Raw genomic sequence first — 25,439 nt, forward strand, 5'->3', positions numbered from 1 at the left:
CTAGTCGTCGGGTGATCTCTCGTCGCGCCCTTTCGCTTCCCCCACCTGCGTCCCCGTCAGCGCTAGCGTGAGGGCGGTCTGGACCACGAGGAGGCGACCATGGCGGACCGGCGCGCGGTGCTCATCCCGGGCCGGGGCTACGACACCCGGGCCCCGCTCTTCGTCCACGTCGGCGAGGCGCTGCGCCGGCTCGGTTTCGACACCCACGAGGTCACCTGGCAGGTGCCCCGGGACCTGGGCGGCGACCGGGCCGCGCCGTGGGTGGCCGAGCAGGTGACGCCCGCCCTCGGCGAGCCGACGGACCTCCTGGTCGGCAAGTCGCTCGGCACCTTCGCCGCCCCGCTCGCCGCGGACCGGGGGCTGCGGGCGGTCTGGCTCACCCCGCTGCTCAACCGGGCCGACGTGACCGCCGCGCTGAGCCGGGCGAGCGAGCCGTTCCTGCTGGTCGGCGGCACGGCGGATCAGCTCTGGGACGGCGAGGTGGCCCGCCGGCTCACCCCGCACGTGCTGGAGATCCCCGGCGCGGACCATTCGATGATGGTGCCCGGCCCGCTGGCCCGCTCCGCCGAGGTGCTGGGCCGGGTCTGCACCGCCGTCGAGGATTTCGTCAGATGAGCTGTCCGGCGTAGCCGGCCGCCGCGAGCACCCGGTCGTCGCCGGTCGCCGCGTGCGCGTCGAGCACCGCGTCGGCCAGCTTCACCACGTGCGCGTCGCCGTGCCGGGCCGCCCGGGCGAAGACCTCCGCCGGGCCGCCGGGCGCGACCGCCGGCGGCGGGACCGCCGCCGGTGCGGCGTACACCGAGGTGACGGCGGCCGTGGCCGACCAGGCCGCGGCGACGCTCGGCGCCCACAGCCCAGGGTCCAGGGCCGGCAGGGTACGCAGCACCGCGGTCGGCGCGGTCACCGCGTGCACCAGCATCACCGGGTTGCCGTGCCCGAACCGGAGGTAGTCCAGGCCCGCCCGGTGCACCAGGTCGGTGAGGGTCCGCTCGGCCTCCGCCGGGCTGGTCGGCGGGCGGAGCGCCGTCACCACGCCGGGCCACTGCGGTAGGTCGGGCAGCCGGCCCAGCCGCTCCCGGATGCCGCCGGTCTGCTCGGCGATCCGGGGCACCCCGGCCAGCGCGGCCGGCACGTCCGACCGGCCGGTGAGCGGTCCGGCCCCGGGCACCGGCTGCCACCGGGTGGCCCAGTAGCCGAGCGCCTGGCCCAGTTCGGCCAGCCGGTCCGGTCCGGCGCCGTCGTTGAGCAGCACCCGGACGGCGTGCCCGACCCGGATCACCCCGTGGGTGGCGCCGGCGGCGATGCCCGGCAGCAGCCGGGGCCACCAGGTGCCGAGCACCTCCCGCCAGGGACGGTCGCGCAGCTCGCGGTCGAAGTGGGTGAGCCAGTCGCCGGCCCGCTTCGGGTCGCCGAGCGCCGCCCGCCAGTCGTCGATCGGGCGCAGCCCACGGGGCAGCTCGTCGAGGCGGCGCAGGTAGTCGTCCAGCCAGCGGTGCACCCGCGTCCCGTGCCCGTGCCGGACAAGTGCCTCGACCGCCATCGGGCCGTGGTTGGAGAGCCAGCCCTCGAACTCCGGGCCGGTCCGGTGCAGCCGCTGGTACGCCTCGTTCAGGATGCCGTCGTCCATGCCGACGATCCTCGAACCTGAAGCGCGCTTGAAGTCAAGATCGGTCCCGTGCGGCGCACCTCGGGGTCGGGCGGGCGTCACCCGCTCAGGCGAGGAGGCGGGCGGCGTCGACCAGGGCGCGGACGCCCAGCTCGGCGGCGACCTCCGGCGGGCGGTCGGCGACCACGGCGGCGGTGCCGACCACCTCGGCGCCACGGGCCGCGCAGAGGTCGTGCAGGGCCCGCAGTTGGGCGCCGGTGGCCACCCAGTCGTCCACCAGCAGCACCCGGTCGCCCGGGCCGAGGTGGCGGTCCCGGACACCGAGGGTGACCCGCCGGCCCCGGAAGTCGGGTGGGCTCTGTGCCCAGCTGACCGCCCCGGCCGGGACCCGCCCGTCACCCACCTTGAACGCCGGCACGAAGCCCACCCCGAGCGCGGTCGCGGCGAGCGGTCCGAGCAGCAGCCCGGTCACCGCCGGGGCGAGCACCACGGTCGGGCCGGCCGGCCGGAAGGGCGCCACCAGGGCCGGACCGAGGGCGACCAGCACCTCCGGGTCCCGCCACCAGCCGGAGACGTCGCTGACCAGGTGGTCGCTCCCCGGGCCGGGGTCGACCCAGCGGAAGAGCTCGATCAGGCGTTCACTCAGCACCGTCCCATCCTCGGACACCGACGCCAGACGATGCCGGACAGGCCGTGGCCAGCGATCATTCCTCCGATCGGCCATCTGGGGCGGTCCGATCGGCCACACGTACCAGGGTAAATATGGGCATACCACCATGATCACGTTGACTTCGGAAGTACTTCTCTCGTTACGGTCCGAGCCGGCTTGTTCAGATGACGAAAGGACCGGGCCGGTGGCTGGTAGGCACTTCCGTACCCGCAAGTTCTCGCCCGCCGCCATCGCGGCCACCGCGGCGGTCGGCGTGGCGCTCGCCGTCGGCGGCACCGTCGGCGCGGTCCAGCTCACCTCCGGCTCGGCCGCTCCCGAGCCGGCCGGCGCCGAGGCCCTGCCCAGCACCCTGACGTCCAGCTCCGCGTCCCCCCCGCCCAGCGCGTCCGGCTCGCCGAGCCTGAGCCCCTCGCCGACGGCCACCCCCAGCCCGAAGGCCACCCGAACCCAGGCCGCCTCCCGGAGCAAGGCCCGCACCGCCAGCCCCAAGCCGACCGCCACGGCGAAGAAGACCGCCGCGGCCGCCAAGGTCCTCGACAGCGGCTCCTGCGGGGCCTCCTTCTACGACGAGGGTCAGCTGACCGCCAACGGGGAGACCTTCAACCCCGACGCGCTGACCGCCGCCCACAAGACGCTGCCCTTCAACACGAAGGTGCGGGTGACCAACCCGGCCAACGGCAAGTCGGTCACCGTCCGGATCAACGACCGTGGCCCGTACGTGGACGGGCGCTGCCTGGACCTCTCCCGGGCCGCCTTCGCGGCGATCGCCTCCGTCGATCTCGGCGAGGTCGACGTGAAGTACGAGGTGCTCGGCTGATCCGGTGACCGACGGCGATCGGCCCGGCGGGGCGATCCGGCCGGACAGAACGTCCTCGGACGACGGGTCAGGTTCATTCACCTGTTCACGTCCATCAGGCATGCTGTCCGGTGTACGCACGCAACCCTTTCAGTCGGGCCGCGGCCCGCTGAGCCCCGGATCCCGCGCCGGCCTCGGCGCGGCCCTCGCGCTGCTCGTACTCGTCTCCGCCGTGGAGCTGGCCGACGGCCGGTCGGCGCACTACGTGGCGCTGATGGTGGCCGCCCCGTTCCTCGCCGCCGCCCTGGCCTCCTGGCGGGTGGTGCTCGGAGTGGGTGTCCTCGCCACCGTCATCGGCGCCAGCTTCGCCCTCGCCGAGCGGACCATGTCGCTGGTCAGTGCGGTCAACGTCGCCGGGATCGCGCTGGCCACCGCGATCGCCGCCGCGGTCGCCTCGGTGCGCCAGCGGCAGGCCGAGCAGATCGCCGAGTTGTCGAAGCTGGCGGCGGTGGCCCAGCAGGCGGTGCTCCGGCCGCTCGGCCCGCAGGTGGGCACGCTCGCGGTGGCGGGGCGCTACATCTCCTCGACCGCCACCGCCGAGATCGGTGGCGACCTCTACGAGGCGATGGACACCCCGTACGGGGTCCGCATGATCATCGGGGACGTCCGGGGCAAGGGGCTGGACGCGGTCCGGCTGGCCAGCATCGTGCTCGGCTCGTACCGGCACGTCGCCTACGAGCGGGCGGACCTGCGGGCCGTGGTGACCGACCTGGATCGGGCGGTGGCCCGCAACGTGGGCGACGAGGACTTCGTCACCGCCGCGCTGGTCGAGGAGCGGGGCGGCACGCTCACCATCGTCAACTGTGGACACCCGCCGCCGCTGCTGCTGCGCCGGGGCGCGGTGATCCCGCTCGAACCGCCCGCCCCCGCGCCCCCGCTCGGCTTCATGCCGGTGGTCCGCCCCCGGGTGGAACGGCTCGAACCGGGCGACCGGCTGCTGCTCTTCACCGACGGCCTCGGCGAGGCCCGCCGGGACGGCGAGTTCTTCCCGACCGCCGACCGGGCCTGGCGGCTGCTCGGGCACGGCACGGTCGGCGACGGCCTGGCCTCGCTGGAGACCGCCCTGGTCGAGTGGGTGCACGGCCGGCTCGACGACGACATCGCGCTGGTGCTGATGGAGTACACCGGGCCGCGCAGCGGCGCGACCGCCGCCGTGCCGAGCTGGGAGGTCGGCGCGGCCGAGAGCTGACCCCGCCGTCAGTCCTCGGCCAGCTCGTCGGTGGCCCGCCGGCCCGCCTCGCCGGCGCGGCGGAGGAAGTCGGCGATCACCTCCAGCTGGCTCCCGTCGTACCCGGCGCAGATCTCGTCCATCGCGCTGTTCATGCCGGCGTACAGGCCGTACAGCTCCGCGTTGCGCTCACGCAGCGCCCGGACGGTGACCGAGCGGCGGTCCGTGGCGTCCGGGTCCCGCTCCCGGACGATCCAGCCGCCGCGCTGGAGCCGGTCGAGGATGCCGGTCACGGTCGCCGGGTGCAGCCCGGCCCGCCGGGCCAGCGCGCCGGGGCTGAGCGGTCCGTGCCGGGCGATCAGGTCGAGGCACTCCAGGTCCACGTCGCGCAGCGAGAGGCGTACGCCGACGTGGTGGTTGAGGAGCGCGAGCTGGTTGTTCAGCTCGCGCATCGTCTCCTTGATCCGGGTCGCCGTGCGCCGGCGGTGACGCGCGTCCTCAAGTTCTACGGAATCCATATTGTTTGGGCCTCGTATCAACTGTTACGGTTTCCATATCTTACGAGGCCCGGCCGCCGAACGCGGTCGATGGCGAGGAGGCGTTTTCATGAAGCTCACGATCGTCGGCGCCAGCGGCGGTATCGGCCGGCACCTCGTCGACCAGGCGGTCGCCGCCGGGGACGATGTCACCGCCGTGGTGCGCGACCCCGGGAAGCTGGCCGGGGCGCCGGTCCGGGTGGTCGCCGCCGACCTGGCGACGGCCGACCCGACGGCGCTGCGCGGCGCGGTCGAGGGCGCCGACGCGGTCCTGTCCGGCCTCGGCCCCCGCTCGTCGGCCGACGCCGGCATCGCCACCCGGGGCACCCGGGCCCTGGTCGAGGCGATGACCGCCGGCGGCGTACGCCGGATCGTCGTGGTCAGCGCGGCGCCGGTCGGCACGGTCCCGACCCCCGGCCGGCCGCACCCGCCGCGGCGCGACCCGGGCGACGGCCCGCTGATGCGGTACCTGCTCGGGCCGGCGATCAGGCGGGTGCTGCGCCGGCACTACGCCGACCTGGCGCTGATGGAGGAGGTGCTGCGGGACAGCGGCCTCGACTGGACGGCGGTGCGCCCGCCCCGGCTGACCGACCAGCCGCCGACCGGCGTCTACCGGACTGCGTACGGGCGCAACGTGCGGGGCGGGCTCACCGTCTCCCGGGCCGATGTCGCCCACGCCATGCGCCACCTGCTCGACCGGCCGGAGTCGGTCGGCCGGACCGTCGGCATCGCCAACTGAACGGAGCGCGTCGTGCACCTCGCGTACGTCGTCGTGACCGCCCTCGCCGTCGCCGCGACCGGGTTCTCCGGGATCGCGGCCCTGCTCCACCTCCGGCCGATCCTGCCCGGCATGGCGGCGGCGGGGGTGCCGGAATCCTGGCTGACCTTCCCCATCGGCACCCTGAAGACGGCGGGTGCGGTCGGGCTGCTGCTCGGGCTGCTCGGGGTCCCACTGGTCGGCGTGGCCGCGGCGGCCGGGCTGGTGCTCTTCTTCGCCTGCGCCGTGCACACCCACCTGCTGGCCCGCGACCGCTCGGCCCAGTTTGTGCTCGCGAACGGCTTCCTGGTGCTCTCCGGAGCCGCGTTGGCGCTGGGATTGGCCGGAAGCTGAACTGGAAGTGTGTAATCGCTGTCACTTCCTCGATCGGCTTGTCGTTGCCTACCGGTGAGTAATACAGTCGGGGTTACTGATCGGTAACACCTGTCCGGAAGCGGGGCCAGCGAGCATGACCCACTACAAGAGCAATCTTCGGGACCTCGAGTTCAACCTGTTCGAGGTCTTCGGGGCGGACCGGACGTTCGGCCAGGAGCCGTACACGGACCTGGACGTCGACACCGCCCGCAGCTTCCTCTCCGAGGTCGACCGCCTGGCCCGCGAGGACCTGGCCGCCAGCTACACGGACAGCGACCGCAACCCGCCGGTCTTCGACCCGGCGACGCACACCGCGCCGCTGCCGGAGTCGTTCAAGAAATCGTTCCAGGCGTTCATGGACTCCGAGTTCTGGCGGCTGGACCTCCCCGAGGCGCTCGGCGGCACCAACGCCCCGCGCGCCCTCTGGTGGTCGCTCGCCGAGATGGTGCTCGGTGCCAACGCCCCGATCTGGATGTACGCCTCCGGCCCGTCCTTCGCGCACGTGCTGCACGTCGAGGGCACCGAGCAGCAGAAGAAGTGGGCCCGGCTCTTCATCGACAAGCAGTGGGGCTCCACCATGGTGCTCACCGAGCCGGACGCCGGCTCGGACGTCGGCGCCGGTCGGACCCGGGCGGTCCAGCAGCCGGACGGCTCGTGGCACATCGAGGGCGTCAAGCGCTTCATCACCTCCGGTGAGCACGACCTGAGCGACAACATCGTCCACTACGTGCTGGCCCGTCCGGTCGGCGTCGAGGGCGTCGGCGGCCCGGGCACCAAGGGCCTCTCCCTCTTCGTGGTGCCGAAGTACCACTTCGACGAGGAGACCGGCGAGCTGGGCGAGCGCAACGGCGTCTTCGCCACCAACGTCGAGCACAAGATGGGCCTGAAGGTCTCCAACACCTGCGAGGTGACCTTCGGCGAGCACGGCGTACCGGCCAAGGGCTGGCTGCTCGGCGAGAAGCACGACGGCATCCGGCAGATGTTCATGATCATCGAGTACGCCCGGATGATGGTCGGTACCAAGGCGATCGCCACCCTCTCCACCGGCTACCTGAACGCCCTGGAGTACGCCAAGAACCGGGTGCAGGGCGCCGACCTGATCCAGCAGTCCGACAAGACCGCTCCCCGGGTGACCATCACCCACCACCCCGACGTGCGTCGCTCGCTGCTGCTGCAGAAGTCGTACGCCGAGGGCCTGCGGGCGCTGGTCTGCTACACCGCGTCCTGGCAGGACAAGGTCGCCATCGCCGAGGCGGCCGGCGACGAGAAGGCCACCAAGCTGGCGAAGCGGGTCAACGACCTGCTCCTTCCGCTGGTCAAGGGCGTCGGCTCGGAGCGGGCGTACGAGCTGCTCGGCCACGAGTCGCTGCAGACCTTCGGCGGTTCCGGCTTCCTCCAGGACTACCCGCTGGAGCAGTACGTCCGGGACGCCAAGATCGACACCCTGTACGAGGGCACCACGGCGATCCAGAGCCTCGACCTGATCTTCCGGAAGATCGTCCGGGACAACGGCAAGGCCCTGATGGCGGTCGCCGGCGAGATCCAGGAGTTCATCGCCTCCGAGGCCGGCAACGGCCAGCTCAAGGAGGAGCGGCAGGCGCTCGGCAAGGCGCTCGCCGAGATCCAGAACATCCTCGGCGTGATGACCGGCTGGCTGGGCGAGGCGCAGGCCGGCGACGCGCGCAGCCTCTACAAGGTCGGCCTGAGCAGCCGCCGGTTCCTGCTGGCGATCGGCGACCTGGTGGTCGGCTGGCTGCTGCAGAAGCAGGCGGACGTGGCGCTGAAGGCCCTGGCCGGCGAGGTCTCCGCCGCCGACAAGGCGTTCTACACCGGCAAGGTGGCCGCCGCCCGGTTCTTCGCCCGCGAGGTGCTGCCCCGCATCGGCGCCGACCGGCGGATCATCGAGGGCGCCGACCTGGAGATCATGGACCTCCCGGAGGAGGCCTTCTGATCCCCGACGGGACCCGGCAGTGACGACCGGCGGCCGGCGAGCACACGCTCGCCGGCCGCCGCCGTCTTCCCGCCCGGCCCGTCCGGGGCGGATTGCGGCGTGTCGCGGTGTCCGTCCCGTTCCCACACCCCCGCCCTGCCGCACGCCGGGCCGGTCGTCGGCCGGGGATTGGCGTGGGCCGGCCGGGTAGGGCCGCCAAGGGGCGGGTAACCGTCGCGGACGACGTCAGGGCACGCCCAAGGGCCACCGCACGGGGGAGTGCAGCGCACATGGGCATAGGTAGCGGCATCTTTCTCATCGCGCTCGGCGCGATCATGACCTTCGCCATCCGGGCCAACGTCTGGTGGATCGACCTGCGCGCCGTCGGCTGGGTGTTCATCCTGGCCGGGCTGGCCGTCCTGCTCACCACGCTCTGGTTCTGGCAGGACCGGCGTAAGCGGGCCCGCACGCTCATCGTGGAGGAGAACCGGCTCTCCCATCCGACCGCGATGATGCCGCCGCCGCCCGACCCGCCGCCGCCGACGGCCCCGCCGTCCTGATCCGGCCGGGAAGGGGCCCGTGGCCGGCCCCTTCCCCGCACCTCAGCCGCGTGCGGTGTGCCGGGCGGTGATGGGCGCGCCGCCCGGGGCGAGCTCCGCCCAGCGCGTCGTCGGACGGTGCACCACCAGGTCGGTGGTGCGCAGCCCGTCCGGATCCGCCCGCTGCGCGTCGAGCAGCGCCGAGAGCAGCGAGACGCCCGGGTTGTGGGCGATCAGCAGCACCGTGCCCGCACCGGGTTCCACCCCGCGGACCAACTCCAGCAGATCCTCCGGCTGCGCCTCGTAGGCCCCTGCCTCGTAACGCACCACCGGTGCCGACCCCGCCGGTCCGCCCTCCGGCGGTGATCCGGTCATGCCCATGGTCACGCCGTGCCAGGTCTGCCGGGTCCGCCGGGTGGTGGAGCAGAGCACCACGTCGGGGAGCAGCCCGTGCCGGGCCAGCCAGGCGCCGGCCGCTGACGCGTCGGCGTGCCCCCGGGCCGTCAGCGGCCGTTCCGCGTCCGGGGCGTCCTGGGACTGCTCGGCCTTGGCGTGCCGGAGCAAGACCAGCGTCCGCTCCTGGTTCCTGCCGTCCGTCATGGGCACAGCTTGCCTGATTGGCGATCTGAGCGCCTGGGTAAGTCGATGGATGCCGCTACCTCATCCATGGCTGCGGCGGGTAGGAAACGCCAGCTGAACGCCAAGGAGGCGACGTCATGGGCATCGGTGCCAGCATCTTCCTGATCGCGCTGGGCGCGATCTTCGCGTTCGCCATCAACGCCAACCTGGGATGGCTCGACCTGAACGTCGTCGGCTGGGTGCTGATGCTGGTCGGTCTCGTCGGCCTGATCACCACCCTCTACTTCTGGAACACCCGTCGCCGCACGGTGGTCGCCGCCCCGGTCCGCCAGCGGGTCGTGGCAGAGCCGGTGGTGCCGGTGCAGGACGACCGGGTCGTGCGCGAGGAGTACCGCGAGGTGCGCCGCCCGGGCTACCCGGCCTGAGCCGCATCGCAGAGTTTTCGAGGGCCCCGCAACGGCGCGGGGCCCTCGAACCGTCTCCGGGTCAGGAGAAGAGCGCGAAGTAGATCGCGATGTGGTGGCAGATCGCCGCGACCAGGGTGCAGGCGTGGAAGAACTCGTGGTGCCCGAAGACCGTGGGCCACGGGTTGGGCCGGCGCAGCGCGTAGAAGACCGCGCCGGCGCTGTAGATCGCGCCGCCGACGATCAGCAGCACCAGGGCGGTCACGCCGCCGGAGTGCAGGATCTCCGGCAGCATCGTCACGGCGACCCAGCCGAGCGCCAGGTAGAGCGGTGCCGAGACCCAGCGCGGGGCGTGCGGCCAGATCAGCTTCACCGCCACCCCGGCCACCGCCCCGCCCCAGACCAGGCCGAGCATGATGCCGGCATGCCGGGTGTCCAGCAGCAGGGCGCAGAACGGCGTGTACGTGCCGGCGATGAACAAGAAGATCATCGAGTGGTCCAACCGGCGCATGATCTGGTAGCCGCGCTCGGTCCAGACCCGCCGGTGGTAGAGGGCGCTGGTGCCGAAGAGGCCGCAGACGGTCAGGCTGTAGATGAGGCAGCTGACCAGCGGCGTCCAGCCGGGCCGGGCGGCCGCGATCGAGCAGAGCACGATGCCGCAGACGAGCGCGACGAAGAACGCGTAGGTGTGCAGCCAGCCGCGCATCCGGGGTTTACCGATGTCGACCGGCTTGAGCCGAAGCGGTGCGGAGGTGGTCACGCCCATCAGGCTACGGCACCGTAGGTTACTTTCAAGTAGTGTGGACCGTCACGCAACCTGACCGGCCGGTGGACCCTGGTCGCCAGGGCGGTCCGCGAGTATGGCGGGATGCGGATCCGACCCGTCGGCGCGCACGCCTTGCTGCTCGACTGCGACGACCCCGACCAGGTGCAGGCATGGCGGGCCGAGCTGTGGCGCCGCCGCGAGTCCGGCGAGCTGAGCGCCATCGAGATCGTCCCGGCCGCCGCCACCGTGCTGCTCGACGGCGTACCCGACGCGGCGGCCACCGCCGCGCTGATCGCCGGCTGGAGCCCGCGGCCGGTCACCACCACGGCCGCCGTCGACCCGGTCGAGGTCCCCACGGTGTACGACGGGGAGGACCTGCCCGTCGTCGCCGGCCACTGGGCGATGACCGTTCCGGAGGTGGTCGACCGGCTACGGCGCACCGAGTTCCGGGTGGCCTTCTGCGGCTTCGCGCCCGGCTTCGCGTACCTGACCGGGCTCCCCGCCGAGCTGGCCGTCCCCCGGCTGGCCACGCCACGGCCGCGGGTGCCGGCCGGCTCGGTGGCGCTCGCCGGCCCGTACGCCGGGATCTACCCGACCGCCTCGCCCGGCGGCTGGCTGCTGGTCGGCCGGACCGACCTCGTCCTCTTCGACGTGCACGCCGACCCGCCGGCCCGGCTCACCCCCGGCACCCGGGTACGGCTGGTGTCCCGTGAGCGCGAGGAGTGAGCCGGTCTTGCGAGCCCCGCAGTCGCGAACCGGCGTGCTCAGCGTGATCGAGGTGCTCCGGGCCGGCGCGCTCACCACCGTCCAGGACCAGGGCCGACCCGGCTTCGCCCACCTCGGCGTGCCCCGCTCCGGCGCGCTCGACCCGGCCGCGCTGCGGCTGGCCAACCGGCTCGTCGGCAACCCGGAGGGCGCCGCCGGGCTGGAGATCACGCTGACCGGCTGCGACCTGCGGTTCGATGGTGCCGCCTGCGTCGCGCTGACCGGGGCGGAGGTCGAGGTCCGGATCCACCGCGTGCCGGCCGACCAGCGGTCGCCCGACGTGGGTCGTCCGGGCGACGTCGGCCGGCCCCTCTCGCTGCCGGCCGGGGCGGTGCTGCGGATCGGCCCGCCCCGAGCCGGCCTGCGCACCTGGCTGGCCGTCTCCGGTGGCATCGACGTGCCGCCGGTGCTGGGCAGCCGCGCCACCGACACGCTCTCCGGACTCGGCCCGCCCCCGGTGCGCGACGGCGACCGGCTGCCCCTCGGCGAGCCGGTCGGGCACCCCGCGCCGGTCGACGTCACGGTCGCCCCGCCCGTCCCGGGCGAGCTGCGGCTGACCCTGCGCCCCGGCCCCCGGCACGACTGGTTCACCCCGGCCGCCCTGGACCTGCTCTTCGGCACCGCGTACCAGGTCAGCCCGGTGAGCAACCGGGTCGGCGCGCGACTGACCGGCGTGGCCCTGCCCCGCGCGGTGACCGGGGAACTGCCCAGCGAGGGGCTGGTCCTCGGGGCGGTGCAGGTGCCGGCCGACGGGCAGCCGTTGATCTTCCTCGCCGACCATCCGACCACCGGCGGCTACCCGGTCGTGGGTGTGGTGGACGACGTGACCCCGCTCGCGCAGGCCCGGCCAGGGACTACGGTGAGGTTCCATGGACCTCAACGCTGACCTCGGCGAGGGATTCGGCATCTGGCGGCTCGGCGACGACCACGCGCTGCTGGACCTGGTCACCTCCGCCAACGTCGCCTGCGGCTTCCACGGTGGCGACGCGTCCACCATGCGCCGGGTCTGCGCCGCCGCCGCCGAGCGCGGGGTCGCCGTCGGCGCCCAGGTCGGCTACCGGGACCTCGCCGGCTTCGGCCGCCGGCACATCGCGTACGACTTCGCCGAGCTCCGCGACGAGGTCACCTACCAGCTCGGCGCCCTGGAGGCGTTCTGCCGGCTGTTCCACACCCGGGTCCGCTACCTCAAGCCGCACGGCGCGCTCTACCACGCGGCGGCCCGCGACGAGGCCCAGGCCGCCGCCCTGGTCGCCGCGGTCAGCGGGTACGACCACGAGCTGCCCGTGCTCTGCGCGCCCGGCTCGGTGCTCGCCCAGCTCGCCGCCGGCGCCGGGCTGCGGGTCGTCGCCGAGGGCTTCGCCGACCGGAACTACCTGCCCAACGGCTCACTGGTGCCCCGGACCGCGGCGAACGCGCTGGTCACCGACCCGGACGAGGTAGCCGACCGGGCCGTCCGGATGGCCACCGAGCGCGCGGTGGTCGCGGTCGACGGCCGGGTGGTGCCCTGCCAGGTCGAGTCGATCTGCCTGCACGGCGACACCCCCGGCGCGGTGGCCTCCGCCGCCCTCGTCCGGGCCGCGTTGATCGACGCCGGGGTCACCCTCTCCCCGTTCGCCTGACCGCCCGGGGCCCGTGCCGCGCCCCGGGCGGGCCCGGCGCTCAGGCGTCCAGGCCGCGCAGGACGAGGGGGAGCCGGGTGGCGGCGCCGTCCACCACCCGGACCGGGACGCCCCAGTCCTGCCGGGTCAGGTGGCACGCGGCGTGCTCGACGTCCGCGTCGCAGGTGGCCGCCTGCGCGGTCACCTGGAGCACCCCGCCGGCCACCTCGCCGTTGACCACCAGCCGGCGGGACAGGTCCGTCGTCGTCCCCGCGCCCTCGATCAGCAGCTCCGGCGGCGACGCGGTGACCACCAGCCGGGTCGACGGCCCGTACGTCTCGTCGAGCTTCTGCCCCGGCGCGGGCGTGAAGATCACGTCGAGCGTGACCTCGCCGGCCGCCACGTCGGTCGGCTTCCGCTCGGCCCGGTGCCGGGGGCCGTCCACGGTGCTGGCACCCGCCGCGGAGAGCGCGCCCGGGGCCAGCCGGGTCAGCCGGTGCGCGGCGGACTCCACCACCAGCACCCCACCCTCGGCGGTGAGCACCAGGTCGCTCGGCTCGGCCAGCCCGTCCGCCACCGTGGCGACCTGGTCGGTCTCCGGGTCGAAGCGGCGGACCGCGCCGTTGTACGTGTCGGCGATCAGCACCGAGCCGTCCGGCAGCGCGCACACCCCCAGCGGATGCTGCAGCAGCGCCCGGTCGGCCGGCCCGTCGACGTGGCCGAAGTCGAAGAGACCCTGCCCCACCGAGGTGCCCATCACGCCGTTCTCGACGTACCGGAGGGCGCTGGTCTCGCTGTCCGCGATCCAGAGCCGGGCGCCGTCGGCCGAAACGGAGAGGCCGGAGGGCTGGGCCATCCAGACGTCCGGCAGCGGTCCGTCGCGCAGCGCCTCGACCGTGGTGCCCGCGTACATGCCGGCGGTCCGGCGGATCGGGTCGAACCACCAGAGCTGGTGGATGCCGGCCATGGCGATGACGACCTTGTCGTCGTACCAGGCCACGTCCCAGGGGGAGGAGAGTTCGACGGAGAGCGCGTCGTGCGCGTGGTCGTCAACGGTCGACCGCCACTGCCGGCCGGTGCCGGCGACCGTGACCACCTCGCCGGTGCCCAGCCGCACCCCGCGCAGCAGGTGGTTGACGGTGTCCGCGACGAGCACGTCGTAACCGGCCACCTCGGCGACGTGCGCCGGGAGCAGGCAGAGCCCCTGCGGCTCCGAGAAGGTGGCCGTCTCCGCCGGGCCGTCCGCGTGGCCCCGGGCACCGGCGCCGATCCGGCGGACCAGCTTCTCGCCGTCCGGAGCCAGCTCCACCAGCGAGTGCCGGGCCGAGTCCGAGACCAGCAGGTTGCCGCCGTCGAGCACCACGGCCTTGCCGGGGAAGCGCAGCGTGGTCTCCGGTTCGGCCGGCGGGACGTACGGGCCGTCGCCCCGGTGCAGGGTGCCCTTCGCCTCGTGGGTGGCGATCAGGTCGTCGACCAGCCGGGCCAGCCCCTCGGCGTGCCCCTCGCCGGCCATCGTGGCCACCACGTAACCCTCGGGGTCGACCACCGACAGCGTCGGCCAGGCCTTCGCCGCGTACTGCTGCCACATGTCCAGCTCGGGGTCGTCCAGCACCGGGTGGTGCACCCCGTACCGCTCGACGGCGGCGGCCAGCGCCTCCGCGTCCTTCTCGTGCTCGAACTTGGGCGAGTGCACGCCGATGACGACCAGCACGTCGCCGTACTTCTCCTCGAGCGGGCGCAGCTCGTCGAGCACGTGCAGGCAGTTGATGCAGCAGAAGGTCCAGAAGTCCAGCAGGACGATCTTGCCGCGGAGGTCGGCCAGCTCGAGGTCCCTGCCGCCGGTGTTCAGCCAGCCCCGGCCGCGCAGCTCGGGTGCCCGTACTCGTGCGCTCATGGCTCCAGTCTGCCGGACGCCGGACCGCTCATCGGCCGGGACCCGGGCGGGCTCGATCACACCCCGGGTACGACGGCGGGGCCACGGATCGCCGTGGCCCCGCCGTCGATGAGGTTGCCTACTTGCCGGCCGGCTTCAGGCAGAGCACCCGGTTGGTCCCCTCGCCCGGCAGCACCACGTGCGGCTGCGTCGGGTCGCCGCACTTGTCCTGCGCGTCGACCTTCGACACGACCGTGAAGGCGTCCTGCTCGCCGCAGTCGGCGGCCACCGCGCCCGCGCCGGACTGCTTCACGCAGGAGCCCACCGCCGGGTCGAAGCCCGCCGGCTTGTTGTCGTCGCCGCCGACCTTGCCGAGGAGCGTGAGCAGGCCGAGCGGAACGGCCAGGATCAGCACCGCCGCGATCAGCACGAGGGCCAGCACCCGCCCGTTGCGCACCTTCGGCGCCGGCGCCTCGGTCTTCGGCTCGGCGTCGGGCTTGAACGCGTCGAAGCGGCCCTGCTCCGACTCGCCGCCCAGGCCCTGCTGCCAGGCCGGCGGCGCCTGCTGGGGCGGCGGCGGGAAGGCCGGCGGGAACCCACCCGGCCCCTGCTCGTGCATCGCTCCCGGCCCCTGGCCCGGCACCCCGACCGACGCGCGGCCACCGGCCGGGCCACCCTGACCCCCGAACGGGTCACCGTGGCCGCCCTGGCCCCCGAAGGGGTCGTTGTGCCCCGGACCGCCGTACGGGTCACCCTGGCCGGGGCTGCCGTACGGGTCACCCGGACCGGCGTGGCCGCCGGGACCGCCGAACGGGTCGGGGCGCTCGCCGTTGTGCGGGTGCACCCCGTTGGCGGGACGGTGGTTGGCGGCCGGGTCCGCGAAGGACGGCACGCCGGGCGGGAACGGCGGCGGGCCCGCGGGCGACGACGGCGGCGCGGACTGCACCTCGGCGAAGCCGTGCGGCCCCGCCGGGCGACCCTGGTCGTCGTAGCCGGACTGCGGGCCCTGGTCGTCGTAGCGGGACTGCTGGCCGCGGTCGTCGGGGCGCTGGCCCTGGTCGTCGTAGCCGGACTGCTGGCCGGGCTCGTCGAAGCGCTGGCCGCCCTGCTCCGGGTAGCCGTTCGGGGCGTCCTGCCCGGCGGCCTCCTCCGGCTCCGGCCGGGTCGGGCGGCCGTACACCCGGGGCTGCGGGGCCGGCGAGCCGGCGGGCCGCACCGCCTGGTCGGTCGGGGGCATCACCCGGCTGGCCAGCGGCACCGACGCGCTGGCGGAGACGGCGCCGGCCTCCGGGGAGATACGCGGCGCGGGCACCACCGGCCCGGCCGGCGACTGCGGCTCCTGGTGCGACGCCTCGGCCGGGCCCCAGCCGGGCACCGCGCCCGACTGCTCCGACTCGTACGCCTGCGGGTCCCGGCCGACCGGCTCGGCGGACGCCTCGGTGCCCGGGGCGAACTGCGCCGGCGGCCGGTAGTCGGCCGGCGGCGACGCGGCCAGGCTGGCACCCGGCACCCGCTGCTCCTGCGGCGGCAGCGGTACGGCGTTCCCGGGTGAGATGCCCGGGCCCGGTGCCGGCTGGTAGGCCGCCGGCTCCTCGGCCCGGCCCGACTCCCAGCCGTGCGACTGGGGTGCGGCGGCTTCCGCCTCGGCGGACCGGCCCCACACCTCGCTGGCCGGCCACGGCTCGGCGTCCGGCACGGCCGGGCGGTCCCCGCGGGTCCACTGCGGCGCATCGTCCTGGTTGGCGCCCCAGGCCGGTGGGCCGTCCGGGGACGGCACCGAGGCGGTGGCACGGGCCGGCGAGGGCTCCGGCGGCGTCCAGCCGCCCGCCTCCGGCCGGTCGTCCTGCGCCGGGGCGGCGGCCGCGCCCCAGGAGCCGGCCTGCGCCGACTCCTCCGAGGCGGGCCGGTCCTGCTGCTGCGGTACGGCGGCGGCGCCGCTCCAGCCGGTGGCCGGACGCTGGTCGTCCGGCGCGCCCCAGCCGGGCTGCTGCGCGGGCTCGCCGTGCGTGGCGGCCCGTCCGGCGGCCCAGCCGCCGGAGCGGTCCGGGTCGCCGTCGCGCGGCCCGGTCTCCCAGCCGCCGGCGTTGTCCTGCTGCGGGGCGGACCAGCCGCGGGCCGGCTCCGCCTCGTCCTGCCGGGCCGGTACGCCCGCGGCCCAGCCGCCCGAGCGGGCGGGATCGTCCTGCTCCGGGTTGCCGGCCGGCCAGCCGCCGGAGCGGTTCGGGTCGTTCGGCGTGCCCCAGGCGTCGTTCGGCTGCCCGGCCGGGGCGGGCACCTGCGCGGCGGCGCGGGCGGTGGGCGCGGCGGAGGCCCAGGCGGGCGCGGACTGCTCGCCCTGCTGGCCCCAGGCCGGCTGGTCGTCCTGCGGCGGGCCGGCCCAGCCGCCCGAGCGGGCCGGGTCGTCCTGCTGCTGCGCCCCGGTCCCGACGGGCCAGCCGCCGGAGCGGTCGTCCTGAGCGGCGGGAGCCGTGTTCCAGCCTCCGGAGCGGGCGGGGTCGTCCTGCTGCTGCGTCGGCGTGGCCCAGCCGCCGGAGCGGGCCGGGTCGTCGTGCGGCTGCCCGGCGGGGGCGGGCACCTGCGCCGCGCCCCGGGCGCCCTGGTCGGCGGCCTGCGCCCAGGCCGGCTGGTCGCCGTGCGGCCCGGCGGCCCAGGCGGGGCCGGCCTGCTCGGGCGTCGCCCACGCGGGTGGGGCCTGCTCCGGGGGGTTGGTCGGGTTGGCGCCGGGCGCGGAAGCGGCGGCCCAGGCGGGGCCGGCCTGCTCCGGCGCGGCCCAGGCGGGCTGGGGCGAGCCGGCCCAGGCATCCGGTTCGGTCTGCTGCGGCACCTGGGCGGCCCCCCAGGCGGGGTTCGGTGGCTGGCCGCCCGGCTGCCCCCAGGCGGGGGCGGGCGACTGGTCGTCCTGCCCGGCCCAGGCGGGGGCGGGCTGACTCGGTCGACCGGCCGGCGGGGGCGGCGCCCAGCCGAGGTCGGGGGCGTTGGGGTACCCGTTGTCCTGCTGCGCCGGGTGGTCGCCGTACGGCGCCGGTCCGCCGGCGCCCGGCGACACCTCGCCCGGCTCCTGGCCGGGGCGGTGCGGGGCCTCGGACGTCATGGGTGCGCCTCCTCCATCACATGTCGGCCGCCGATGCCGATCGGGGACCGTCGGCATGGTTGCCGGCGTCGCCGGCGGGTACCGGCCGTGCGGGCTCCCCGCACCGTATCCGGTGGCCGCCCGGAGGTGCCCGGGGAGCACCGGCCGTCACTCACCGTTGCCGTACGGTGTCGATCGGCTTCTATCGGCGCGATCTGCTCCGGGGCGGATGGGTGGCGACCGAGCCCCACCGTACCGGGCGGTGCGGCGAGGTGGAATCCCGGTCTCAAGCACCCCCAAACGCCGAGGACCCGCCCGGCTGTGCCGGGCGGGTCCTCGAACTGGAGGAGGTGAGGAAAGTCGAGGAGCGTCAGCTCATGTGACGCTGGGCGATGGCGAGAAGCTCCTCGCGGACCGCGGGCGAGTTGGCGGAACGCAGCGCGTGCTCGATGGCGCGGGCACGGCGGTTGGCGTCGCGGCGGTTGCGGATTCGCTCGATCATGCTCATCTGGGTCTCTCCTCCTGGCTATTCGGTTGTCAGCCCCTTGATGTCTCTATTGAAGCGCATAACGCCGCCAACTTCCATCGATTATTAGGTGAGCTGAACCACGGACCTACGGATCGTAGGTCAACGGGTAGCTGAGCCGATGATTTCTTCCTCGAACGGCAACGGCCGGTGTGCCGGGCGTTAACCCGTGGCACACCGGCCGTGGCCTGGTGTCGAGGACCGTCAGGTCCAGGCGAGCAGCGCCGCCTCCGGATCGGCCAGGAAGTCCCCGATGTCGCGGAGGAACTTCGAACCCAGCTCACCGTCGATGATCCGGTGGTCGAACGACAGGCCGAGCGTGGTGACCAGGCGCGGCTTCACCTTGCCCTTGTGCACCCACGGCATCTCCCGGACCGCGCCGAAGGCCAGGATCGCCGACTCGCCCGGGGGCAGGATCGGCGTGCCGGTGTCGACGCCGAAGACACCGACGTTGGTGATCGTCAGCGTGCCACCGGACATGTCCGCCGGGGAGGTCTTCCCGGTCTTGGCCGTCTGCACCAGCGCCGTCATCGCGTCCGCCAGCTCGCGCAGCGAGAGCCGGCCGGCGTCCTTGATGTTCGGCACGATCAGGCCGCGCTCGGTGGCCGCCGCGATGCCCAGGTTGACGTAGTCCTTGACCACGATCTCGTCGCCGGCCCAGGTCGAGTTGACCATCGGGTGACGCTTGACCGCCAGCAGCACCGCCTTCGCCACCAGCAGCAGCGGCGAGACCCGCACGTCGCGCCACTCCCGCCGCTCCCGGAGCCGGTCCAGGGCCTTCATCGCCCGGGTCACGTCGACGGTCAGGAACTCCGTCACGTGCGGGGCGGTGAACGCCGAGCGGGACATGTTCTCGGCGGTGAGCTTGCGTACCCCCTTGACCGGGATGCGCTGCTCGCGGTCCGCGCCGAAGCTCGCGGCCACCGTGGCCGGCACCGCGACCGTCAGCGGCTCGGCCGCCGCCGGGGTCCCGCTCGCCGCCCGCTGTACGTCCTCCCGGGTGATCGAGCCCAGCGGCCCCGACCCGGTCAGCGTGGCCAGGTCGACGCCGAGGTCCTTGGCGAGCTTCCGCACCGGCGGCTTGGCCAGCACCGGTCCGCCGGTCCGGCCGTTGCCGTTGACCGCCGGAGCCGGCGACACCGGTGCGACCGGCGCCGGAGCCGGCGCGGCCTGGACCGGGGCGGCCGGCGCGGCCGACGCCTGGGCGGGAGCGCCGCCCTTGCGCGGCCGGCGCTTCGCCGCCGTGGTCCGCGGGCCGTAGCCGACCAGCACGGCGGTCCGCCCACCCGGGGCGGGACCGCCGATCAGGCCCGGCTCGACCGCGCCCTCGGCCGGGGCCACCTCGACCGCGGCCAGCGAGGCCGCCGACGGGGTGGGCAGCGCGGCGGCCGGCGCACCGGTCGTCGACTCCTCGATCGGGCCGGCGCCCGGGTCGGTGTCGATCGCGATGATCGGCGTGCCGACCTCGACCGTGGTCCCCTCCGGGTGGAAGATCGCCTGCACCTGGCCGGCCCACTTCGCCGGGATCTCGACCGCCGCCTTGGCCGTCTCCACCTCGACGATCGGCTGGTTCAGCTCGATGACGTCGCCCACCTTGACCAGCCAGGCGAGGATCTCGCCCTCGGTCAGGCCCTCACCCAGGTCGGGGAGGTTGAACTCCTTGATCCGTGACATGCCGCTCACCAGCCGAAGGTGCGGTCGACGGCGTCGAGCACCCGGTCGAGGTCGGGCAGGTACTCCTCCTCCACCCGGCTGGCCGGGTAGGGGGTGTCGAAGCCGGTGACGCGCAGCACCGGGGACTCCAGGGAGTAGAAGCACTCCTCGGTGATCCGGGCCGCGATCTCCGAGCCCAGGCCCAGGTTGCCCGGGGCCTCGTGGACGACCACGCAGCGGCCGGTGCGCCGCACCGACTCGTACGCGGCGGCCAGGTCCAGCGGGGAGAGCGAGCGCAGGTCGATGACCTCCAGCTCCCGGCCGTCCTCGGCGGCGGCGGTCGCCGCGTCCAGGCAGGTCCGCACCATCGGGCCGTACGCCAGCACGGTGGCGTCGGTGCCGGCGCGGACGACCCGGGCCGAGTGCAGCGGGTACGCCTCCGACAGCGGGGCGTCCAGCTCGACCGGACCCTTCTCCCAGTAACGCCGCTTCGGCTCCAGGAAGACGATCGGGTCGTCCGAGGCGATCGCCTGCTGGATCATCGAGTACGCGTCCTGCGGGTTCGCGCAGGTGACGACCTTCAGGCCGGCGGTGTGCGCGAAGTACGCCTCGGGCGACTCCGAGTGGTGCTCGACCGCGCCGATGCCACCGCCGTAGGGGATCCGGATGACCATCGGGATCCGCACCTTGCCCTGCGAGCGGTAGTGCATCTTCGCCACCTGCGACACGATCTGGTCGTACGCCGGGTAGACGAAGCCGTCGAACTGGATCTCGCAGACCGGGCGGAAGCCGCGGATGGCCAGGCCGACCGCGGTGCCGATGATGCCGGACTCGGCCAGCGGGGTGTCGATCACCCGCTGGTCGCCGAAGTCCTTCTGGAGCCCGTCGGTGATCCGGAAGACGCCGCCGAGCTTGCCGACGTCCTCGCCCATGATGACGACCTTCGGGTCGTTCTCCAGGGCCTTGCGCAGACCGGTGTTGAGGGCCTTGCCGAGGGTGAGCGTCTCCGTGGCCATCAGTGGGCGCTCCCCTCGAACGACTCCATGTACTTGCTGAACTGCGCCCGCTGCTCGTCGAGCTCGGGGGACCCGTTGGGGTAGACGTGGTCGAACATCGTCACCGGCTCCGGGTTGGGCATGGCGAGCACCCGCTCGCGCAGGTGCACCGACTCGGCGCGGGCCTGCTCGTCGACGGAGGTGAAGAAGTCCGCGTCGGCGAGCTGCTGCTTCTCCAGGAACGCCTTCATCCGGGCGATCGGGTCCTTGGCCTGCCAGGCCTCGACCTCGCTGGCGATCCGGTACCGGGTCGGGTCGTCGGAGGTGGTGTGCGCCCCCATCCGGTAGGTGTACGCCTCGATCAGGCTGGGGCCCTGGCCGAGCCGGGCGTTGTCCAGCGCGTGCCGGGTCACCGCGTACGACGCGAGCACGTCGTTGCCGTCCACCCGCACGCCGGGGAAGCCGAAGCCGCCCGCCCGCTGGTACAGCGGGACGCGGGTCTGCCGCTCCAGCGGCTCGGAGATGGCGTACTGGTTGTTCTGGCAGAAGAACACCAGCGGGGCGTTGAAGACGCTGGCCCAGACGAACGCCTCGTTGACGTCGCCCTGGCTGGTGGCGCCGTCGCCGAAGTAGGCGATCACCGCCTCGCCGTCCTCGGTGCCGGTCTTGCCGTCCATGTGGACGCCCATGGCGTATCCGGTCGCGTGCAGGGTCTGCGCCCCGATCACGATCGTGTACATGTTGAACTTGAACTCGTTGGGGTCCCAGCCGCCCTGGTCGACGCCGCGGAACAGGCCGAGCGGCATGATCGGGTCGATGCCCCGGCAGTAGAGGACGCCGTGCTCCCGGTAGGTCGGGAAGGCCATGTCCTGGGTGCGCAGCGCCCGGCCGGAGCCGACCTGCGCGGCCTCCTGACCCAGCAGGCTGGCCCAGAGGCCCAGCTCGCCCTGGCGCTGGAGCGCGGTCGCCTCGGCGTCGAGCTTGCGGACCAGCACGAGGTCGCGGTAGAGCCCGCGGTACTCCTCGTCGGTGAAGTCGACGCGGTACTCGGTCCCGTCCGGGCCGATCGCGCTGTCGATCCGCTCGCCCTCGGGCGTCAGCAGCTGTACGAGTTCCGGCTCGCCCGCCGTGGCGGGTCGCTTGGAACGGGGTGTGGCCCGCCGGCCGCGGGTGGTGACCCCGGGGTCGCCCTTTGCCATCCGTCTCTCCCTGTCGTGTCTGCGTCAGCGCCGGGGGGTGACCCGTGCCGCGCAACTCGTGCGCCGCCCGGCTGCTGCCGGGCTGGTCCCTGGCGGCCGCGCCTAGCCCGGGTGAGGGTTGCCGCGCGGCGTTGAGCCGGATTCGTGGGCGAACCCGGTTCGGGAGCGCCGGCGCCGTACCGCACCAGCCGCGGGGTGCGCGGAGGTAGCGGCTGCGTTGCCGTCGTGCCTGAATGATTGCAGAGGAGGTGAGCGGTCCCACAGTATGGCCCTCCACCTCGGTGGCGTTCCGTCGGCTACGCGACGGATATGCCTGTTTGTCCCGGGTGGACTACACCGTGACGGACAAATTGTGTGTCGACACGCGGTGGCCGCTGGTGAACTGAGCGTAACTGGTTCAAGCTGACTGGTGTCCGGTGAGCGTTAAGCGGCGTTTGTCCGCTTCGGGCCCGACGCCCGCGCCACCGACGGTCCCGCCGATGTCGACGACGAGGAGTGTGCCGGTGTCCGAGCCAGCCGAGGGTCCCGGAACTCCGCTCCTCGGCCGCCATGGCGCGGCCCCCGGCGCCGGCTACCGCCGGGTGGTCGGGGCGCACCGGGCGCCCGGACTGGGCGGCCCGAGCCGGGGTTACCTCTTCACGGTCGCGCTGCTCGCCGGCACCGCGTCGATGCCGATCCTCGCCGCCATCAGCACCGGGTCGGCCACCGTCGGCAGCACCGCACTCCCGGACAACAGCACGCCGTTCATTCCGACGCCCTCGGTCGGCCCGGTGGTGATCCCGCTGCCCGCGACCAGCCAGCCCGAGGTGACGTCCACCACCGGTCCCGCCCCGCTGGTCACCCGTCCCGGCGTGCCGGAGGTCGCCGCCGCCCCCGCCCCGCCGGTGGCGTCCGACTCGGCGTGGGGCATACGGCCCCGGCCACCGGTCCCCCAGGCACCTCCCACCGGAGCGACCCGCCCCACCCACTCCGCCAGCGGCGGAGAGCCGCCGGCGCCGAGCGCGTCGCCGAGCCCGGCACCGACCCCCTCACCCAGCCCGACGCCGACCCGCTCGTCGCGCCCGGACCGGTTGCCCCTGCCGCTGCCCACGATCATCCTCACCCCGCCGCCCCCGGTGCCGAGCCGAAGCGCCCCCCCGGCTCCCGGTGGCAGCGCTTCGCCGTCCGATCCGCCCGCGCCGCCCGGGCCGCCGCCCGCGCCGCCCGGGCCGCCCGAACCGCCCGCGTCGCCGTCCGGCCCGGCGTCCGGCCCGGCGGACTTCGGTGGCCTTCCGCCCGCCCGGCCCGCCCGCACCCCGGCTCTACCGGCCCCGCCGGCCAGCGGACCGCCGGTCGACGCCCCGCGCGTGCCGGTCCCGTCGCCGCGGTGCTCGCCGGTACCGGCCGGTTCCGGAGCTGCGCCGGCCGGCGTGGTGGCGGTCGACCCGCGCTGACGCCCCGCTGCGCCGAGCTGCTCCCCGCCCTCGGCTCCGATGTGGGCGGCGGAGTGGGCGTGGGGCGCTGAGCCGAATCGCGCCGCAGATCAGGCGTGGGAGGCGTCGGGCGGGGCGGTGCCGTCACTGTGGACGGAGCATCGGCCGGTGCAGCAGGGCGGCCGGACCGCGCCGGAAGAGCTGTGCGGGCCGGCCGCGCTCGTCCTCGGTGGCGCGACCGACCGGCTCGACGAAATTGGGTGTCCCGGTGACCTTGCGGTGGAAGTTGCGCTGGTCCAGGCGGATGCCCCAAACCGTCTCGTAGACCGTGCGCAGCTGCGCCACGGTGAACTCGGGCGGGCAGAACGCGCTGGCCAGCGGGGTGTACTCCAGCTTGGCCCGGGCCCGCTCCAGCCCGTCGGCGAGGATCCGGTCGTGGTCGAAGGCGAGCTGCCCGGGGGTGAGCCGGGAGACCGGCAGCCAGTCGGCGGAGGCGGCGTCGCTGCCGGCCACCGGGGTCGGCAGGTCCGGCAGCAGCGCCAGCCAGGCCACCGTGACCACCCGGCCGCGTGGGTCCCGGTCCGGCCGGCCGTGATCGGCAGCGGTACGGGGGCGACCGGCTGGTGCGCGTCCATCGCGCGCGACCGTCCGGGTGCGCCGCGGCCGCCCGCCCCGGAGGAGGAGGCGCTCTGCTGGTACGTCCGCGAGGCGTGGCCGTCCCCGGTGACGGGGTGAGCATCACCGCCGGCCGGCTCGCCGGCGCCGACCGGCTGGCCCTGAGCTGGGGGCAACGCCTCACCGTCGACGTCGCCCCCCGCCGCCTCGCCCTCGCCGAGCCCTGAGCGCGCCCCGGCGGGGCGGGGGTCAGGCGGGGTCGTCGGTGAGGCGGTGGCGGTTGGCCTCGATCCAGGCGTCCAGGGCGGCCGGGTCGTCCGGGTCGACGCCGTCGGCCATCAACTGGGCGACGGCGGCGGTGGCGGGGCTGCGCCGCTCCCCGGTGCTGTAGAGCCGGGCGAACTCGGGGACCATCTCCTCGATCGCCTCGTCCGTCCGGCCGGCCGCCGCCTCCGGGAGCCCCCGCTGCCGGGCCGCGTACGCCGCCCAGCCGCGGAGCACCCGCGGCAGCATGGCCGCGTCGTCCATGTCCAGCACGGCCCGCCGGTGCACCCAGTCGAGCAGGAACAGCTCGGCCACGGTCGGGCTCCACCGCATCGGGTCGGTGTCCGGGAAGCTCTGCGCGTGGTCGAGCAGCAGGCCCAGGCAGAAGTGCAGCGAGGCCAGCTCGGCGTCGGCCACCGCGTCCAGGCCGAACCGGGCGGCCTCGGGCGAGCCGAGGAAGCCCCGGACCAGCCGGGTCCGCTCCTGGTCGGTGAGCGGCGGAGCGGCCGGGTCGCCGCTCGGCCGGGCCGGTGCGGGGAGCACGGCCAGCCGCGCGCCGACCAGGGCCCGGTCGGTGGCGAGGGAGCCGGCGGCCGGCAGCTCGCCCAGATCGTCGGTGACCGCCAGGTGCCGGGCCACCTCCCCGCGCATCCGGGCCGGCTCCTCGGTGCGGAACCAGGTCAGCTCGTCCTCGGTGCACATCTGCCGGACCTGTTCGAGGATCCGCTCGGCCGGGCCGCCGACGAAGACGTCCTTGGTGATGCCGATGTTGTGGTCGACCAGGGCCACCAGGGCGTGCTCCGGGCCACCCTCCTCCTCGTCGTACGCGAAAGTGGCGAGGTAGGAGGTCTGGTCGCCGTACACGTCGCCGTAGGACCAGACGCCGGTGAGGTGGACCCGGCCGAGCTGGCCGGCCCAGGCCGGCGCCTGCGCGCCGGGGCGGATCCGGCCGGCGCCCTCGGCGCCCGGCACCAGGGCGGCGAAGACGGCGCGGATGGTGGTGGCGGCGGCGCTGCGGCGGCGGGAGGTGGCGGCGAGGAAGCCGGTGACGAACTCCCGGACGGCGTTCTCCCGGTCGGTCTCCGCGACGGCGTACACGCTGCCGAGCAGCGCGGCGCCGAGCATCTCCGCGTCGAGGGCGCAGTCGAGCCTCGTCACGTCGCGGGCGGCGTGCAGCACCGCCTCGTAGGGGGTCTGTGGCGTGGCCATGCACCGACCCTACGCCGCCGGCCCGGCCGGGACACCTGCCAGCGCGGCGCGCCTCGCCGTGACGGGCCGGGTCG

25 protein-coding genes are annotated in these 25,439 nt (G+C 74.7%); 11 read left to right on the top strand and 14 right to left on the bottom strand.

What is annotated here, in order from left to right:
• Window positions 1-99 precede the first annotated feature (99 nt).
• On the top strand, window positions 100-615 hold the full coding sequence (locus ACTWO6_RS00565; RefSeq protein WP_446217676.1) for an alpha/beta hydrolase: 516 nt from the start codon (window positions 100-102) through the stop codon (window positions 613-615).
• On the opposite strand, the gene ACTWO6_RS00570 is transcribed toward ACTWO6_RS00565, so the two are convergent.
• Both ACTWO6_RS00570 and ACTWO6_RS00575 read right to left on the bottom strand, forming a co-directional pair.
• Entirely contained in the window at window positions 608-1,627 is a 1,020-nt protein-coding gene (locus ACTWO6_RS00570; RefSeq protein WP_446217677.1) for a questin oxidase family protein, read from the bottom strand. The two genes, ACTWO6_RS00565 and ACTWO6_RS00570, sit on opposite strands and share 8 nt — an antisense overlap.
• A gap of 85 nt (window positions 1,628-1,712) precedes the next feature.
• Window positions 1,713-2,330, bottom strand: coding sequence for a phosphoribosyltransferase family protein (locus tag ACTWO6_RS00575; protein ID WP_446217678.1), 618 nt, complete (start codon window positions 2,328-2,330; stop codon window positions 1,713-1,715).
• A gap of 130 nt (window positions 2,331-2,460) precedes the next feature.
• Here ACTWO6_RS00575 and ACTWO6_RS00580 point away from each other — a divergent pair, with 130 nt between their 5' ends.
• Entirely contained in the window at window positions 2,461-3,093 is a 633-nt protein-coding gene (locus ACTWO6_RS00580; protein ID WP_446217679.1) for a septal ring lytic transglycosylase RlpA family protein, read from the top strand.
• A 100-nt stretch (window positions 3,094-3,193) separates the two neighbouring features.
• On the top strand, window positions 3,194-4,321 hold the full coding sequence (locus ACTWO6_RS00585) for a PP2C family protein-serine/threonine phosphatase (protein ID WP_446217680.1): 1,128 nt from the start codon (window positions 3,194-3,196) through the stop codon (window positions 4,319-4,321).
• 8 nt (window positions 4,322-4,329) lie between these two features.
• Here ACTWO6_RS00585 and ACTWO6_RS00590 read toward each other — a convergent pair whose 3' ends face one another.
• Window positions 4,330-4,752 (bottom strand): MarR family transcriptional regulator, encoded by a 423-nt coding sequence (locus ACTWO6_RS00590; RefSeq protein ID WP_446217681.1) that lies wholly within the window; start codon window positions 4,750-4,752, stop codon window positions 4,330-4,332.
• 154 nt (window positions 4,753-4,906) lie between these two features.
• On the opposite strand from ACTWO6_RS00590, the gene ACTWO6_RS00595 reads away from it, so the two are divergent.
• The 4 genes from ACTWO6_RS00595 to ACTWO6_RS00610 all read left to right on the top strand — a co-directional run bounded on the left by ACTWO6_RS00595 (window position 4,907) and on the right by ACTWO6_RS00610 (window position 8,458).
• Complete coding sequence (locus ACTWO6_RS00595; RefSeq protein WP_446217682.1) at window positions 4,907-5,575, top strand: NAD(P)-dependent oxidoreductase; 669 nt, start codon at window positions 4,907-4,909, stop codon at window positions 5,573-5,575.
• A gap of 12 nt (window positions 5,576-5,587) precedes the next feature.
• Window positions 5,588-5,947: a DoxX family protein gene (locus ACTWO6_RS00600; RefSeq protein ID WP_446217683.1), complete on the top strand. Its 360-nt coding sequence runs from the start codon at window positions 5,588-5,590 to the stop codon at window positions 5,945-5,947.
• Window positions 5,948-6,062: 115 nt separating this feature from the next.
• Window positions 6,063-7,919 carry an acyl-CoA dehydrogenase gene (locus ACTWO6_RS00605; RefSeq protein ID WP_446217684.1) on the top strand — a complete coding sequence of 619 codons (1,857 nt, stop codon included), beginning with the start codon at window positions 6,063-6,065 and terminating at the stop codon, window positions 7,917-7,919.
• A gap of 269 nt (window positions 7,920-8,188) precedes the next feature.
• Window positions 8,189-8,458: a DUF6458 family protein gene (locus ACTWO6_RS00610; RefSeq protein WP_067300694.1), complete on the top strand. Its 270-nt coding sequence runs from the start codon at window positions 8,189-8,191 to the stop codon at window positions 8,456-8,458.
• A 42-nt stretch (window positions 8,459-8,500) separates the two neighbouring features.
• Here ACTWO6_RS00610 and ACTWO6_RS00615 read toward each other — a convergent pair whose 3' ends face one another.
• Complete coding sequence (locus ACTWO6_RS00615) at window positions 8,501-9,037, bottom strand: SixA phosphatase family protein (RefSeq protein ID WP_446217685.1); 537 nt, start codon at window positions 9,035-9,037, stop codon at window positions 8,501-8,503.
• A gap of 116 nt (window positions 9,038-9,153) precedes the next feature.
• On the opposite strand from ACTWO6_RS00615, the gene ACTWO6_RS00620 reads away from it, so the two are divergent.
• Window positions 9,154-9,441 carry a DUF6458 family protein gene (locus ACTWO6_RS00620; protein WP_446217686.1) on the top strand — a complete coding sequence of 96 codons (288 nt, stop codon included), beginning with the start codon at window positions 9,154-9,156 and terminating at the stop codon, window positions 9,439-9,441.
• Window positions 9,442-9,502: 61 nt separating this feature from the next.
• On the opposite strand, the gene trhA is transcribed toward ACTWO6_RS00620, so the two are convergent.
• Entirely contained in the window at window positions 9,503-10,180 is a 678-nt protein-coding gene (gene trhA, locus ACTWO6_RS00625) for a PAQR family membrane homeostasis protein TrhA (protein ID WP_446217687.1), read from the bottom strand.
• A gap of 108 nt (window positions 10,181-10,288) precedes the next feature.
• On the opposite strand from trhA, the gene ACTWO6_RS00630 reads away from it, so the two are divergent.
• The 3 genes from ACTWO6_RS00630 to ACTWO6_RS00640 are packed head-to-tail and all read left to right on the top strand — an operon-like array spanning window position 10,289 to window position 12,570.
• Window positions 10,289-10,912, top strand: a complete 624-nt coding sequence (locus ACTWO6_RS00630) for a 5-oxoprolinase subunit B family protein (RefSeq protein WP_446217688.1) — start codon at window positions 10,289-10,291, stop codon at window positions 10,910-10,912.
• 7 nt (window positions 10,913-10,919) lie between these two features.
• The gene (locus ACTWO6_RS00635; protein WP_446217689.1) at window positions 10,920-11,837 is read left to right on the top strand and encodes a 5-oxoprolinase subunit C family protein; all 918 of its coding nucleotides are present in this window, start codon (window positions 10,920-10,922) and stop codon (window positions 11,835-11,837) included.
• Window positions 11,821-12,570 (top strand): LamB/YcsF family protein, encoded by a 750-nt coding sequence (locus ACTWO6_RS00640; protein ID WP_446217690.1) that lies wholly within the window; start codon window positions 11,821-11,823, stop codon window positions 12,568-12,570. Before ACTWO6_RS00635 ends, ACTWO6_RS00640 begins: the two co-directional genes overlap by 17 nt.
• Before the next feature lie 40 nt (window positions 12,571-12,610).
• On the opposite strand, the gene ACTWO6_RS00645 is transcribed toward ACTWO6_RS00640, so the two are convergent.
• The 9 genes from ACTWO6_RS00645 to ACTWO6_RS00685 all read right to left on the bottom strand — a co-directional run bounded on the left by ACTWO6_RS00645 (window position 12,611) and on the right by ACTWO6_RS00685 (window position 25,365).
• A complete protein-coding gene (locus ACTWO6_RS00645) occupies window positions 12,611-14,443 on the bottom strand; it encodes an NHL domain-containing thioredoxin family protein (RefSeq protein WP_446217691.1) in 1,833 nt (610 codons plus the stop codon).
• 118 nt (window positions 14,444-14,561) lie between these two features.
• On the bottom strand, window positions 14,562-17,513 hold the full coding sequence (locus ACTWO6_RS00650) for an LppU/SCO3897 family protein (RefSeq protein ID WP_446217692.1): 2,952 nt from the start codon (window positions 17,511-17,513) through the stop codon (window positions 14,562-14,564).
• Between the two features lie 349 nt (window positions 17,514-17,862).
• Window positions 17,863-18,000: a hypothetical protein gene (locus ACTWO6_RS00655; protein WP_165823299.1), complete on the bottom strand. Its 138-nt coding sequence runs from the start codon at window positions 17,998-18,000 to the stop codon at window positions 17,863-17,865.
• 222 nt (window positions 18,001-18,222) lie between these two features.
• Window positions 18,223-19,692 (bottom strand): dihydrolipoamide acetyltransferase family protein, encoded by a 1,470-nt coding sequence (locus ACTWO6_RS00660; RefSeq protein ID WP_446220512.1) that lies wholly within the window; start codon window positions 19,690-19,692, stop codon window positions 18,223-18,225.
• Between the two features lie 5 nt (window positions 19,693-19,697).
• Window positions 19,698-20,687, bottom strand: a complete 990-nt coding sequence (locus tag ACTWO6_RS00665; protein ID WP_446217693.1) for an alpha-ketoacid dehydrogenase subunit beta — start codon at window positions 20,685-20,687, stop codon at window positions 19,698-19,700.
• Window positions 20,687-21,865 carry a pyruvate dehydrogenase (acetyl-transferring) E1 component subunit alpha gene (gene pdhA / locus ACTWO6_RS00670; protein ID WP_446217694.1) on the bottom strand — a complete coding sequence of 393 codons (1,179 nt, stop codon included), beginning with the start codon at window positions 21,863-21,865 and terminating at the stop codon, window positions 20,687-20,689. The genes ACTWO6_RS00665 and pdhA overlap by 1 nt, the downstream gene beginning before the upstream one ends.
• Before the next feature lie 628 nt (window positions 21,866-22,493).
• Window positions 22,494-22,955: a hypothetical protein gene (locus ACTWO6_RS00675; RefSeq protein WP_446217695.1), complete on the bottom strand. Its 462-nt coding sequence runs from the start codon at window positions 22,953-22,955 to the stop codon at window positions 22,494-22,496.
• 466 nt (window positions 22,956-23,421) lie between these two features.
• Complete coding sequence (locus ACTWO6_RS00680; RefSeq protein WP_446217696.1) at window positions 23,422-23,829, bottom strand: NUDIX hydrolase; 408 nt, start codon at window positions 23,827-23,829, stop codon at window positions 23,422-23,424.
• Window positions 23,830-24,141: 312 nt separating this feature from the next.
• Window positions 24,142-25,365, bottom strand: a complete 1,224-nt coding sequence (locus ACTWO6_RS00685; protein ID WP_446217697.1) for a hypothetical protein — start codon at window positions 25,363-25,365, stop codon at window positions 24,142-24,144.
• Window positions 25,366-25,439 lie beyond the last annotated feature (74 nt).

Source organism: Micromonospora sp. IBHARD004, from assembly GCF_052814115.1.

Bases quoted from the DNA above. Each gene is read 5' to 3' on its own strand.
- ACTWO6_RS00565 (WP_446217676.1), top strand. From the start codon at position 100: ATGGCGGACCGGCGCGCGGTGCTCATCCCGGGCCGGGGCTACGACACC.
- ACTWO6_RS00570 (WP_446217677.1), bottom strand. From the start codon at position 1,627: ATGGACGACGGCATCCTGAACGAGGCGTACCAGCGGCTGCACCGGACC.
- ACTWO6_RS00575 (WP_446217678.1), bottom strand. From the start codon at position 2,330: ATGGCCGATCGGAGGAATGATCGCTGGCCACGGCCTGTCCGGCATCGT.
- ACTWO6_RS00585 (WP_446217680.1), top strand. From the start codon at position 3,194: ATGCTGTCCGGTGTACGCACGCAACCCTTTCAGTCGGGCCGCGGCCCG.
- ACTWO6_RS00590 (WP_446217681.1), bottom strand. From the start codon at position 4,752: ATGCGCGAGCTGAACAACCAGCTCGCGCTCCTCAACCACCACGTCGGC.
- ACTWO6_RS00595 (WP_446217682.1), top strand. From the start codon at position 4,907: ATGAAGCTCACGATCGTCGGCGCCAGCGGCGGTATCGGCCGGCACCTC.
- ACTWO6_RS00605 (WP_446217684.1), top strand. From the start codon at position 6,063: ATGACCCACTACAAGAGCAATCTTCGGGACCTCGAGTTCAACCTGTTC.
- ACTWO6_RS00610 (WP_067300694.1), top strand. From the start codon at position 8,189: ATGGGCATAGGTAGCGGCATCTTTCTCATCGCGCTCGGCGCGATCATG.
- ACTWO6_RS00615 (WP_446217685.1), bottom strand. From the start codon at position 9,037: ATGACGGACGGCAGGAACCAGGAGCGGACGCTGGTCTTGCTCCGGCAC.
- ACTWO6_RS00620 (WP_446217686.1), top strand. From the start codon at position 9,154: ATGGGCATCGGTGCCAGCATCTTCCTGATCGCGCTGGGCGCGATCTTC.
- ACTWO6_RS00630 (WP_446217688.1), top strand. From the start codon at position 10,289: ATGCGGATCCGACCCGTCGGCGCGCACGCCTTGCTGCTCGACTGCGAC.
- ACTWO6_RS00640 (WP_446217690.1), top strand. From the start codon at position 11,821: ATGGACCTCAACGCTGACCTCGGCGAGGGATTCGGCATCTGGCGGCTC.
- ACTWO6_RS00645 (WP_446217691.1), bottom strand. From the start codon at position 14,443: ATGAGCGCACGAGTACGGGCACCCGAGCTGCGCGGCCGGGGCTGGCTG.
- ACTWO6_RS00650 (WP_446217692.1), bottom strand. From the start codon at position 17,513: ATGACGTCCGAGGCCCCGCACCGCCCCGGCCAGGAGCCGGGCGAGGTG.
- ACTWO6_RS00655 (WP_165823299.1), bottom strand. From the start codon at position 18,000: ATGAGCATGATCGAGCGAATCCGCAACCGCCGCGACGCCAACCGCCGT.
- ACTWO6_RS00660 (WP_446220512.1), bottom strand. From the start codon at position 19,692: ATGTCACGGATCAAGGAGTTCAACCTCCCCGACCTGGGTGAGGGCCTG.
- ACTWO6_RS00665 (WP_446217693.1), bottom strand. From the start codon at position 20,687: ATGGCCACGGAGACGCTCACCCTCGGCAAGGCCCTCAACACCGGTCTG.
- pdhA (WP_446217694.1), bottom strand. From the start codon at position 21,865: ATGGCAAAGGGCGACCCCGGGGTCACCACCCGCGGCCGGCGGGCCACA.
- ACTWO6_RS00685 (WP_446217697.1), bottom strand. From the start codon at position 25,365: ATGGCCACGCCACAGACCCCCTACGAGGCGGTGCTGCACGCCGCCCGC.